This is a genomic window from Actinacidiphila oryziradicis, assembly GCF_005047355.1.
Lineage (GTDB): Bacteria > Actinomycetota > Actinomycetes > Streptomycetales > Streptomycetaceae > Actinacidiphila > Actinacidiphila oryziradicis.
In genome coordinates, this window is record NZ_SUMC01000173.1 from 1 (window position 1) to 10,351 (window position 10,351).

Sequence of the window (10,351 nt, forward strand, 5' to 3'; positions counted from 1 at the left end):
ATGAGATCGCTGCGCGACTGAATGGACGCCCTCGGCAAACGCTGGGATGGCGGACTCCGGCAGAAAAATTGCAGGAATTCATCGCGTCAGCTTGATGCGCTCACCACTTGAGACCGCCCCGCCCAACGCAGCGACTCGGATTTAGGCCTTTTGTGCGACCGCGCAAGAAGGGTTTAAGGATTGTTAGGACGTCCGACCACCCTTTTCCGGCGGTCGCCGAAAAAGGGTGCGGCAGATCGCCGTACCCTTCACGGCCGCCACGGGTACGCACTGGGTGCGCCCCCTCCATATTCGCGGCGCCGCGAAGAAGGGTTTCGGTGGGGGCGAAACCCTTCCCCGGACATAAGCCCCGACCGCTGTAATCGGCCGACCAAGCGGCCGGGGCCGTGCGGCCCGCCGAGCAACCGGACTGGGAGGGAGGGGCTCGGCGGGCGGCTTGTGGGAGCTATGCAGTTGGACTCGCGGCGCGGCCCGAGGCGGTCGCATTTCCCCGAGCAGCGCCTATTCAAGCCTGGCACGCCTCGCAATCTTGGGCATCTTCGAGGAAGGTGCGATAGGCCGTCTCGCGGACCTGCGCCCGGACGTGGGTGAGCCCCGACCGCGGGCACACGCGGCCGGGGCTCTTGCCGCCCCCTTCGGGGGTTCCGCGTCGGCGGCAGGGAGCGGCGGTCTATCGGCGCTTCGACCCCGGGTAGAACTGGGGCCAGCCGTCGCCAACGTGCTTCCAGTCGGCCATCGGGATGATGCGGCGTCGGGTCTTGCAGGCCGGGCAGGCGTAGGTGGTGCCGCTCGGCCCCGTCCCCCGCTCAACGATGCCGACCGCGACCGGGGCACGGGTGCGCGCTCACAGCAAAGCCCCTTCCGCCGGCAGCGCCCGCCACGGCCGGGTGATGGCCTCGCGGTACACGTCGTGGCGGCGGGTGTAGCGCAACGCGTAGAGGGTGATCTCCGGCAGGTGCTGCTCGCTGGTCGTGAAAGTCGCCGAGCGGATCATCATCCCGGTCATCGCGCTGCCCGGCGTGGAAGCGGACGAGCTGTGTGAGGACTCCTTCGCCCTGGAGGCGCTCGGACGCGTCTTCCTGGGCACCCTTCGCACCTGGGAGCAGGCCGGGCCGGACGCGGCGGGGGACATCGCCCGCTCGCGCACTGGATGCGCGCGAACGACGGGCGCGGCCTCACTCGGGGGTGGGCCCCTCTGGGCGGGTGTCGGTGGCGGGCGGGCTTGCGGCTGGTCGCATCGGTCCCGGCATGCCTTCGGGCGGAGGAGGCGGGGGGCGGAAGATTCGGTCTTCGAACACGCTCAGGGCGAGCATGAGCAGCATCATCAATGTCGGCACCAGCAGGGCTATCAAGATCAAGACCACGGTCGCCTCCTGAGGGGGCCAGGTGATCGCGCTCCACGGCCCCGACTGCGCCGCGCCGCGCCCTTGCATGACGTCTGCCGTTCAGATCTTGCTTTCGATCTCGCTGCGGCTGGCCGTTCACAGGGATGTGCCGATCGCGACCAGGTACACCGCGCCCACCAGCTATAGCTGCCTCCTTGCGCAGCCAACCGGCTCAGCTCAGCTTGGGGCCGAACGGAGTACGGCGCACGCCGGGCAGCGGCGTGCTCGCCCTCGGGCCCCGCACCGCAAGGAAGTGCTGCCGGGCACCCCTACGGCGGCGCGTAGGCCATTCGGGTGACGGGATGTTGCCGCAACAAATGGCCTGCCGATGCGTTATCCGGCGCCGCGACTTGACATGATTGGCTCAGAAACAGGCACTCGTCGTGACCCCGGGCTAGCATGCGAAGCGCCCCTTCCCCGGCAGCTCCATGCCGGGGAAGGGGCGCTGTCGTTCGTACGGGCGGTTATCCGAGCCAGACGATGTCCAGGACGGACAGGTGCCGCAAGGGGCGGTTGATGAAGTATATGACGCTCAGTTGGCCGACCGACGCGATGCGGACGTCCTCGCCCTCGGGGTCGCTTGCGTCCCACTGGCCGAACCCCCACGGGCCGAGGCTCGCGGCGTCCAGGACGCCGCGCACCATCTCGGCCGCGTGCTCGGGGAGCTCGGTGAGCACCTTCGCGGCCTGCGGGGACAGCCGGACCGCGTACGGCTGACCGCTCACCGGCCCTTCCCGAGGGCGTCTTCCAGGGCGACGAAGCCGCTCTCGTCCATGCCGGAGTCGATGAACGCGTCCACGGCCGGGGCGGAGTTGATACGGGACTGCCAGGTGTGCACGACCTCATAGAGCACGGTGAGGCGGTAGGTGCGCTTCGACTCCTCCAGGGCCTTCGCCCAGTCCCGCTCGAAGGCCGGCACCCACTGCGCGGCGCGGCGGTCGGCACGAAGCTGCGCGAGCAGCTCGGCAGGGGCGCCCGGGGCGGGCACGTACGGCGGAACGGGTGCGTGATCGGGCTGGGCGCTCACGGGCTCCTCCAGGCGGGTCTCATCGCCACGGTACGCGGGGCGCGCGGCGGTGGGGACGGACATGTGGTGATCCCTTTCCTGCGGGGCGTCAGTCGACGCCGTAGTCGTAGATCTCGGTGTCGTCGAACTGGTCCAGGACCTCACCGACGACAGCCCTCTCAACACCACTTTGAAATCCACTCTGAACACCACATCTATCTGTTTGTGCAGGTCAGGCTGCCCCACGGGCGGTGCGGGTGGCCGCGGGCGCCGAACCTTGAGGAAGCGAACGAGCAGGCCGCCGGGTCCGGGCGGCCCACCTTGTGGGGGGCCGGCCCGTTGCTGCTGCCGTTGCCGAGCTCGCCCGGTATCAGACACGTTGGATCCAACGGGCCCAATCCCTCGCGGCGCGACCGAGCGCTGGCACGATGTCCGTCATGCAGTCGCTCCCGGTCATCTGCCCCGCCGCCGCGATCCCGGACGCTACCGGGATCGCGGCGTTCAACGCCGCATACGAGGCAGCTCGGGCGGCGGGCGCGGTGTTCGTCTGCATCGCCCGCAGCGGACAGCGCTGGACGGTGAAGGCCGACACCTTCACGGCCCCGGCCCACGTGGTCGACGAGGTCGCGGCCGCCGCCATCCGCGAAGCCGCCGTCCGCCTGGTCCGCGACCGTGTGGTTCGCTCCGGCTCGGTCGCGGGGCCGGCCTACGTCGTGCTGTACGACGTGGCGGGCGAGGACTGCGCCCGCCAGCTCGCAGCCGCCCTGCACGCAGCCCTCTACGGCGACCAGGAGCCGCTGGCCTCTGCCATGGGCGCTGTCTCCTGAAATTGCCTGGCCAGCACCCGTCGCACACCGTGTTCCATGTCCTCAACCTCAGCTGTGCCGTGTCCAGGAGCCCGGCGGCTGGTTCCAGGACATCAATGAGCAACCCGGACCGTACGGCAGCTGGCACCCCACGGAAGGCGGCGCGGAACGATGCGCCGCTCCACCGCGCACGGGCCAGGCCTCGGCGAACTCGTGCGCCGCCGATCGCCCTGCTGCGGGACTGGCGCAATGCCCACCCCGACGCGCTGTCGCGGGAGGGGTTCCGATCGGCGGAGGAGGACCAGGCGCTGGCCGAGCACGAGGAACTGGCCGCTGAGGTGACGACGGCCGGGGAAACCTGGCGGGCCGGGTTCCACATCGGCCTGGACCACGCCGCGACCATCCACCTTCGACGTGGCCCTGTCCAACCTGCACCTACGGGGAGGACGGCAGGCCCCAGGGGGCTGCTGGACTACCTGCGCAAACCGTTCTGCGGCAGCGGGGGTCGCCGCGTCCGCCATCGCCGCCGAAAAGATCCTCTGCAAGCAGTCGATGGAGGGCCTGGGCGTCCCCACCCCCGCCTGGCAGGCGTGGAAGTCGGGTGAGGCGGCCCGCTGGGAGGGCCGGCCGGTGAATGGTCAAACCGGCGCTGGGGTCAGGGGGGCGTCGGCGTAGATAGTGGAGGCGAATTCCGCGATCTGCTCGTCGCTGAGGTTCTTGGCGAGGTTGGCTTCGGAGATCATCCCCACCAGCCGGTGGTCGTCGGCCACGTCGATCACGGGCAGCCGCTTGACCTGTTCGCGTTCCATGATCCGTAGGGCTTCGGACGCGGGGGAGTTGGCGTCGATCCAGTGCAGTGCCCTACTGAGGGTGCAAGCTTGGACGGTAGCCGGGTCCAGCTCCTCGGCGACGCACCGGACGGTGATGTCGCGGTCGGTGATCATGCCCTTTCGATGGCCTGCTCGCCGCCGCCGTCCTGCTCGGCGGATGGGCTGCGCCACCGGAGGGGGACCGCAGCGAGGGCATGTCGGGGATTGAGGCGGTGGTGCGGCACCTCGTGTGACGGCTCCGGCATGGGGCTGCCTGGTGTCACCCGGTCGGCCCTGGTGTCACTGGCCCGGGCCACCCTACGATCCCGGATGTGGACGACACCGATGCGGAGGCCTTCGACTTCCCGGCCGATCTCCTGCAGCTGCAGCGCGAGTTGGACGAGGCACGGGGCGAGCTGGCGCGGTGGTCGCCGGCCTTCTCCCGCCGGGGTGGTGACGAGCAGCGGGTGATCGACATGTTGTGGGCCCGGCAGTCGCAGTTGTCCGCCGCCGTGGCTCCGAGCACCCGTACTTCGCGGGCCGGGAGGGTCAAGGCTTATCTGGCGCTGCAGCGGGCAAGCCGGACGCTGGTTATGAGCGCCCGCCCCGCCGCATCGCCGGACGGTGTGGCAGTCACCCGTCCGGCCTAATCGCTGGGGCTGGAAGGGGGGCTGCTGGCGACTGGTGGCCGGGCGGGGCACTGCCGTGCGGGGTGGACGACCATGTCCGCGGGCTCGCGGCCGCGTCGTCTGCCGTGCGCGGCGGCGGGTGAAGGACCAGAGCCGGTCCAGCTCGGTGAAGCCCATGGAGTCGTAGAGCCGGTTGGCGACGGTGCGGTCGTGCTCGGGGTCGCCGGGCGGGGCGCCGTCGTCGACGTAGGCGATCACCTAGCGGGCGCCCTCGGCGGCCAGGCGCGTGAAGCACTGCCCGCGCACCGCGGCCGAGTCCGCGGCGGCGGCTTCCTCTCCCGCTGCCGTTCCTGACCGGGGCAAGCCACCGATCGGTCGCCGGCGGGCTGGGTGGGCTTGCCCAGTTCCTCCGGAGGGGACTTGGGCAAGCCCGCCCGGGGTCTAGGTCGCCCCCTACGCGGGCCGTACCGCCAGCACCACCACCGGGTCCGCCGCCGGGGAGACGACGGCGGAGATCCGCACCGCCAGGCCGCGGGCGAGTCGGCCGGCCTGGGCGACGGCGCCGAGGAGGACGGGCTGGAGGCGCTCGAGGCCCTCGACGAGCACCGTCTCGGAGGCCAGCAGCACCGGCTGGAGCGCCACCACGGCCTCGGCGAGCGCGGCGCTCAGGTCCGCGATCGGGGGGAGCGCGGCCTGGGTCACCTCGGCGCCCACAGTGGCGCCCCGGTCGATGAGCGCCGTCGGGAGGGGCACCAGCAGAGCCGCAGCCGTGACCAGGGAGTCGGCGATGCGCTGCAGCTCCGGCGCCGACTCCCGCAGCACCTCGGCGGTGGCCTCCAGCAGCGGTACGAGGGCGAGCAGCAGCCCCGCCACGAGACCCGCGACCGCGGGCAGCAGGGGGCCGGAGGCCTCGACCAGCCCGCCGACGGCGGTGGCGAAGTGTTCCAGCACCGGCTCCAGCGCCTCCAGGACGGGCGGCAGGCTGTTGCCGAGCGCCGCGAGCAGCGCCTGCGCGGGCTCGCTCGCCGGGTGGCCGACCAGCGGGGCGCCCCTTGTGCCGAGCCGCGTGACGGTGTCTACCAGCCGGTAGAAGGCCTCCTGCGCCTCCGGTGAGGCACTGGCCTTTGCCAGTTCGGCGGTGGTCTGCTGGAGCACGCGCAGCAGCTCGCCGCCCGAACCGGCGCGCGGATCAAGGGTGTTGCCCACGATGCGGGCGATGTTGCCCGCCGTGTCGAACAACTGTCCGCCGGCGTTCATCGCGCGGCCGACGACCGCCTGCACCTCACCGGGCCGGGTGGGCAGAGGACTGATCACAGCATTCCCCTCGCATCTTCCTCACGGACAGCGGCACCCTGAGGATGCCCGCGCCGAACCGTGTGAGAACGCAAAGCCTCCTGGCGTCGTCCCCATGGACCCCACAATGACGGCATCCCCCTGGCTCGGCCACACCGCCGTGATCGCCGCCGGTGTCATGGATCCAACGTCGCGGCGCCCACCATCCGTGCCGACCTCGACGGCTCGTACGCCGCCCCACGACGACGCAGCTTCCAGGTCTTCTGCGGGGTCTTCTCGACGCCGGACGCGTTTCCCGTAAACGTGAGGTCATCGGTGGTGGTCAAGGGGGGCGAGGTGCCCGACTACTTCCCTGGAGGGGTGTTCGTACGGCGCTCCCCGCGCCGCACGTAGTCCCGCACACCCGGCGGCGGCCGGGGGCCCTGAGCCGGGCAAGGCCGTCTGTCCGCCGCTCCCTTGGGGACCGCCTATCCGTGGGGGCGGATTTATGCACGCGCCCGGCACAACGGTGTTGGCGCGCTGCGGGTCACGGGGCCTGGCAGCGGGTTTCCCCCTGGGCTGTTCATCCGGTCCCCAGGCAGGCAGCAAGCGTGACAAGGGCGCGGCCTGCATAGGCCATGTGTGGGCTGTGTGGTCCGGTGCGTGATGTCCCGTCTTAGCTTGGTGGTGGGGCGTTTCACCCAGGCGAGTTTTCGTCGGCTTGTGCGCGGTGGAGTGATTCGAGGAGCTGGATGATCTCCTCGGCACTGAGCCCGTCGGCTCGGAGGATCTCGCCGCCCTCGCCGAGCTTGACTGTCTTGCCCTTGTTGCGCTCGAAGAACACCGTCAGTACCGCAGCGATCCCGCGGAGGCCTCCGGCTGCGCCGATAATGGTGACGACCTCGTTGGTCAGGCACGTCCCGTGTTGAGTGCCAAAAGTCTCGTACGTGCGCTGAGCTGGGCGTTCGCCGGACCGGCGTGATCTTGGTTAGGCGGCGTTGCGGTACTCGTGGATCAGTCCGCTGAGGACGTCATGGCGCTGGATGCGCTGCGCGGGGAAGGGGATGACGTCCGGGTCGTCGGCAGGAGCGCGAAGGTTCAGGGCGCGGTGCGGTCTTCCGGTGTTGTAGTGCTCGGCGTACTGGGCGAGGACTCGCCGGGCGTGCTGCTCGTTGTAGATCAGCATCCGGTCCGTGCACTCTGCTCTGGCCGTACGTATGAACCTCTCCGCGTGGGCGTTCATCTTCGGCGCCTGCGGCGCGGTCTTGAGGATCTCGATGCCATCGGAGGAGAAGACGGCATCGAATGCCTGCGTGTAGCGGCTGTCGCGGTCGCGCAGCAGGTAGCGGAAACCCGAGTCCCTCTCCCCCAAGTCGGCGAGAAGGTTCCTCGCGAGCTGGGTGGCCCACGCCGCCGTCGGATGAGCGGTCACGCCCAGGATGTGCACGGTCCGGGTGCCGACCTCCATGACCACGAAGGCGTACAGCCTGGTCAAGCCCGCGGTGTCCACATGAAAAAAATCCGCGGCGAGCAGGCCGGATGCCTGGGCGCGCACGAACTCGCGCCACGTAGGCCCCGTGCTGCGGCCACGTCGGGGCGCGGGGCCGAGGCCGGCGCTGCGCAGGATGCGGCGGATGGTGGAGGCGCCGACGCGGTGGCCAAGGCGCCGCAGCTCGCCCTGAATGCGGGTCGAGCCCCAGGTCGGGTTCTCCCGGGCCAGGCGCAGGATCAGGCCGGTGAGCTCCTCGGAGATCGGCGGCCGACCGGTGCGTGCGCGTTTCTGCTTCCACTTCCAGCGCAGCAGACGTCGGTGCCAGGACAGGAGGGTGCCGGGGGTGACCAGACGATGGCGACGCAACCTGCCCGGCAGGTGATGGGCCAAGGCAGCGAGCACCGCGCGGTCCGGCCACGTCAGGTGTGGCCGGACGCCGAGCTGCCGACGCAGCACCACGTTCTCGTGGCGCAGCGCGAGGAGCTCAGTGTCCTTGGCGGCCTCCGAGCGTGACAGCAGCAGGAGCAGTCCGAGAAGCCGGATGAAGATCAGGTAGAGCAAGCGCAACGCCATGCAGTCCGAGCATGCCATGATCGCCTGAACTGCAAAGGGCCTGATCACAGGCTACGCGCCAGTTTTGGCACCCTACAGGGTGGATGATGATCTGCGCCCGCGGGGTGCCGTGCTTAGGCGACATGCCCCACATCATGCTGTGCGTCGTACCCTGCCCACAGCTCTTCGCGGATTTCTGCCCAAGTCCGGCACTCATCCAGTTGGGGCAGGCCGTTCTCGGCGAGGTCTTCCAGCATGGCGGCGACGGCCTCGGCGCGGGCACGCTCGGCAGCGGCGGCCTGACGGAGGGCCTTGGCCTGCTCCGCGGTGGGCCTCTGGCCGGGCTCAAGCTCCGGCATGACGCTGTGGTGGGGCATGTGGTCCTCCGGCTTTATATCGGACGCTTGGCGGTCACCCGTTTTAGGCGCTAACCGTGTGGCGTGTGTCGCTTACGAGACATGTATCTACCCCGGCCACCGTACCGGGGTTAACCCGGAGGACGTGAAGTTTGTGCACGGGTTCCCCCGAGGAAACCCAGTAAGCCTCCGGGCACTCGGCTACCTGCGGGAGTGGGGTCGGGGGCTGGAAACGGAGCGCCACGCGCCACCGCGCCAGCCCCCGACCCTACTCCCGCAACCACCGACCGGGTGCGGGCGCCGATCACTGGGGACATGGCGCTGCAGGGCTGGGAGCCAGACGAAGCCCAGCTGTGGGCCGACGCCTTCGAGTGGACATCAAAACCAGCGCCCCAGGGCAGCGAGTTCGAGACCGGGCGGGCTGATGGCGGAGGTGGTCACTCGGTGTTCTCCTTGGAACGGGCCTCGTGCGGTACGGGGCAGGTGCCCGGCGCGAACGTGCCGAGTTCCGCGACCCGGTAGCCGTTCTTGTAGCCGCGTACGGTGGGCGACCGGCGGGCGAAGAAGGGCTCGTGGCGCGGTGGCAGCAGCCGTACAGCCCGGCCGCGCAGCCGCATCCCGGCGCGTACCGCCGCTCGCAACAGCGGGTTCGGGACCCGGTAGCCGAATGCCTTCAGCAGTGGGTCGTCCATGAGGCAGACCGTCGAGGCGCGCACGACGCGCCCCAGTGGGCCCGGGTACCACGAGGCGATCAGGCTCAGGGTGGCGTCGGAGACAGCCACACTGCTGTCGTCGTGGGTGAAGTGGGTGTGCTCGTAGTCGTCGAGGAGCTGTTCGAACTCCTCGTAGGTCTCCGGGATGTCCTGGATGTTCATGTGCGCGCCGAGCGAGCGGTAGTAGTTGGTGAAGGCGCGCACCTCGGTCGGGCAGTGGCGGCGCCAGCCGTAGGCGTCCATCCAGCGCTTGGGGACGACGACGAAGGTGGCCAGCACATACCGGAAGTCGTCGTTGGAGATCTCGTAGCGGCGGTGCATCTGGTTCATGCGGCGCACCGCCTCGCGGCCCTGCTGCGACGCGATGCCGTGCTCGGCAACGGCGTCGAGGATGAGGACGGTGTCGTCGTACCGCTTCTGCGGGCGCTTCGTCAGCTCTCCTGTGATGGCCAGGAGTTGGCCGACGCTGGGTACGGCGTAGGTGCGGTAGAGGGCGAAACTGAGGGCCTGGACGGTGTCCCAGGGGAATTCGTGGGCCGTGGAGATGCGGTGGATCTCCTCGTAGTCCCGCTCGGGGTCGAGATGTTCGATATGCCGGAGCCAGTGGTCGCGCCTGAGCCGCGTCATCGCTCTGCCCTCTCGGTCGTCGTGGCGGCGAGATCCCGGCCGATGATCTCCTCATGATCTCGGTGGTCCCGCCGTAGATGGTCTGGATCCGGGCGTCGAGGTAGGACCGCCCGATGGCGTACTCCGCGATGTAGCCGTAGCCGCCATGCAGCTGGAGGCAGCGAACGATCAGCCTGACACTCCTATCCGACGATCGTCCGCCGTTCATGAGAACCTGCACGTCACAGGCCATGGATGGGGTTTTCGGCACCCGCACCCCGTCACCGCCCATTAGGCGTGGGCGCGGTCGTGGGACCAAGCGCGCGTCAACCCGACGCCGGTGAGCATCCCGGTCACCGTGCACCGCCCGGTCTCCGCGATCAGACCCGTGACCAGCGCCGTGAAGGTTCGGAACGTCGGCGCGGTGAAGTTGCCCCGTACCAACTCCAGTACGGCGAACAGTGAAGCGGGTACAGTCGGCATCGCAGGTATCCCTCCCCGGGCGCGGTCGCCACACCACCGATGCTGCCGCGGCCCCGCCCACCACAGGCCCGAACACCCGGTGCCTCACCCGTCAAGGTGATCGCCGTCCGGCTCCCGCGCCCCGGGTGCGGCCTACCGGCGCGACCAGGACAACCGACGCCGCGGCTGCTCGGGGAAGGCAATGGCACAGTGGAAGCCGTCGTCACCGACGGCGCGCCGCAACGTCCGCGCCACCGCCTCGG

15 protein-coding genes and 1 pseudogene are annotated in these 10,351 nt (G+C 69.9%); 3 read left to right on the forward strand and 13 right to left on the reverse strand.

What is annotated here, in order from left to right; all coding sequences use genetic code 11:
- Nucleotides 1-844 precede the first annotated feature (844 nt).
- The 4 genes from FCI23_RS51715 to FCI23_RS51730 form a co-directional block, all read right to left on the reverse strand.
- Complete coding sequence (locus FCI23_RS51715) at nt 845-1,087, reverse strand: hypothetical protein (protein WP_136730885.1); 243 nt, start codon at nt 1,085-1,087, stop codon at nt 845-847.
- An 88-nt stretch (nt 1,088-1,175) separates the two neighbouring features.
- Complete coding sequence (locus FCI23_RS51720; protein WP_136730886.1) at nt 1,176-1,364, reverse strand: hypothetical protein; 189 nt, start codon at nt 1,362-1,364, stop codon at nt 1,176-1,178.
- A 485-nt stretch (nt 1,365-1,849) separates the two neighbouring features.
- Nucleotides 1,850-2,110: a hypothetical protein gene (locus tag FCI23_RS51725; protein WP_136730887.1), complete on the reverse strand. Its 261-nt coding sequence runs from the start codon at nt 2,108-2,110 to the stop codon at nt 1,850-1,852.
- On the reverse strand, nt 2,107-2,412 hold the full coding sequence (locus tag FCI23_RS51730; protein ID WP_136730896.1) for a DUF6247 family protein: 306 nt from the start codon (nt 2,410-2,412) through the stop codon (nt 2,107-2,109). Before FCI23_RS51730 ends, FCI23_RS51725 begins: the two co-directional genes overlap by 4 nt.
- Nucleotides 2,413-2,828: 416 nt before the next feature.
- Between FCI23_RS51730 and FCI23_RS51735 the strand changes: the two genes are divergently transcribed.
- On the forward strand, nt 2,829-3,218 hold the full coding sequence (locus tag FCI23_RS51735) for a hypothetical protein (RefSeq protein WP_136730888.1): 390 nt from the start codon (nt 2,829-2,831) through the stop codon (nt 3,216-3,218).
- 617 nt (nt 3,219-3,835) lie between these two features.
- Here the strand turns inward: FCI23_RS51735 and FCI23_RS51750 are convergent.
- Complete coding sequence (locus FCI23_RS51750; RefSeq protein WP_136730890.1) at nt 3,836-4,141, reverse strand: CBS domain-containing protein; 306 nt, start codon at nt 4,139-4,141, stop codon at nt 3,836-3,838.
- A 197-nt stretch (nt 4,142-4,338) separates the two neighbouring features.
- On the opposite strand from FCI23_RS51750, the gene FCI23_RS51755 reads away from it, so the two are divergent.
- Complete coding sequence (locus tag FCI23_RS51755) at nt 4,339-4,656, forward strand: hypothetical protein (RefSeq protein WP_136730891.1); 318 nt, start codon at nt 4,339-4,341, stop codon at nt 4,654-4,656.
- A gap of 72 nt (nt 4,657-4,728) precedes the next feature.
- Nucleotides 4,729-4,989, forward strand: a complete 261-nt coding sequence (locus FCI23_RS51760; protein WP_136730892.1) for a hypothetical protein — start codon at nt 4,729-4,731, stop codon at nt 4,987-4,989.
- Between the two features lie 99 nt (nt 4,990-5,088).
- On the opposite strand, the gene FCI23_RS51765 is transcribed toward FCI23_RS51760, so the two are convergent.
- The 8 genes and pseudogenes from FCI23_RS51765 to FCI23_RS51790 all read right to left on the reverse strand — a co-directional run bounded on the left by FCI23_RS51765 (nt 5,089) and on the right by FCI23_RS51790 (nt 10,109).
- Entirely contained in the window at nt 5,089-5,949 is an 861-nt protein-coding gene (locus tag FCI23_RS51765; protein ID WP_246144866.1) for a hypothetical protein, read from the reverse strand.
- 155 nt (nt 5,950-6,104) lie between these two features.
- Complete coding sequence (locus tag FCI23_RS57780; protein WP_169317412.1) at nt 6,105-6,254, reverse strand: hypothetical protein; 150 nt, start codon at nt 6,252-6,254, stop codon at nt 6,105-6,107.
- Nucleotides 6,255-6,604: 350 nt separating this feature from the next.
- Complete coding sequence (locus tag FCI23_RS57785; RefSeq protein ID WP_169317413.1) at nt 6,605-6,751, reverse strand: hypothetical protein; 147 nt, start codon at nt 6,749-6,751, stop codon at nt 6,605-6,607.
- A gap of 144 nt (nt 6,752-6,895) precedes the next feature.
- Nucleotides 6,896-7,972: an integrase core domain-containing protein gene (locus FCI23_RS51770; RefSeq protein WP_136730893.1), complete on the reverse strand. Its 1,077-nt coding sequence runs from the start codon at nt 7,970-7,972 to the stop codon at nt 6,896-6,898.
- Nucleotides 7,973-8,085: 113 nt separating this feature from the next.
- Nucleotides 8,086-8,328 (reverse strand): hypothetical protein, encoded by a 243-nt coding sequence (locus FCI23_RS51775; protein ID WP_246144867.1) that lies wholly within the window; start codon nt 8,326-8,328, stop codon nt 8,086-8,088.
- A 416-nt stretch (nt 8,329-8,744) separates the two neighbouring features.
- Nucleotides 8,745-9,647 carry an oxygenase MpaB family protein gene (locus FCI23_RS51780; RefSeq protein WP_136730894.1) on the reverse strand — a complete coding sequence of 301 codons (903 nt, stop codon included), beginning with the start codon at nt 9,645-9,647 and terminating at the stop codon, nt 8,745-8,747.
- Nucleotides 9,644-9,822: pseudogene (locus tag FCI23_RS51785) on the reverse strand (acyl-CoA dehydrogenase family protein); the annotation flags it as partial. The pseudogene FCI23_RS51785 and the gene FCI23_RS51780, both read right to left, overlap by 4 nt.
- A 95-nt stretch (nt 9,823-9,917) precedes the next feature.
- Nucleotides 9,918-10,109, reverse strand: a complete 192-nt coding sequence (locus tag FCI23_RS51790; RefSeq protein ID WP_136730895.1) for a hypothetical protein — start codon at nt 10,107-10,109, stop codon at nt 9,918-9,920.
- Nucleotides 10,110-10,351: the final 242 nt, after the last annotated feature.

Excerpts from the sequence above, each read along its gene's own strand:
- FCI23_RS51735 (WP_136730888.1), top strand. The coding sequence starts at position 2,829 with ATGCAGTCGCTCCCGGTCATCTGCCCCGCCGCCGCGATCCCGGACGCT.
- FCI23_RS51750 (WP_136730890.1), bottom strand. The coding sequence starts at position 4,141 with ATGATCACCGACCGCGACATCACCGTCCGGTGCGTCGCCGAGGAGCTG.
- FCI23_RS51760 (WP_136730892.1), top strand. The coding sequence starts at position 4,729 with ATGTCCGCGGGCTCGCGGCCGCGTCGTCTGCCGTGCGCGGCGGCGGGT.
- FCI23_RS51770 (WP_136730893.1), bottom strand. The coding sequence starts at position 7,972 with ATGGCGTTGCGCTTGCTCTACCTGATCTTCATCCGGCTTCTCGGACTG.
- FCI23_RS51775 (WP_246144867.1), bottom strand. The coding sequence starts at position 8,328 with ATGCCCCACCACAGCGTCATGCCGGAGCTTGAGCCCGGCCAGAGGCCC.
- FCI23_RS51780 (WP_136730894.1), bottom strand. The coding sequence starts at position 9,647 with ATGACGCGGCTCAGGCGCGACCACTGGCTCCGGCATATCGAACATCTC.
- FCI23_RS51790 (WP_136730895.1), bottom strand. The coding sequence starts at position 10,109 with ATGCCGACTGTACCCGCTTCACTGTTCGCCGTACTGGAGTTGGTACGG.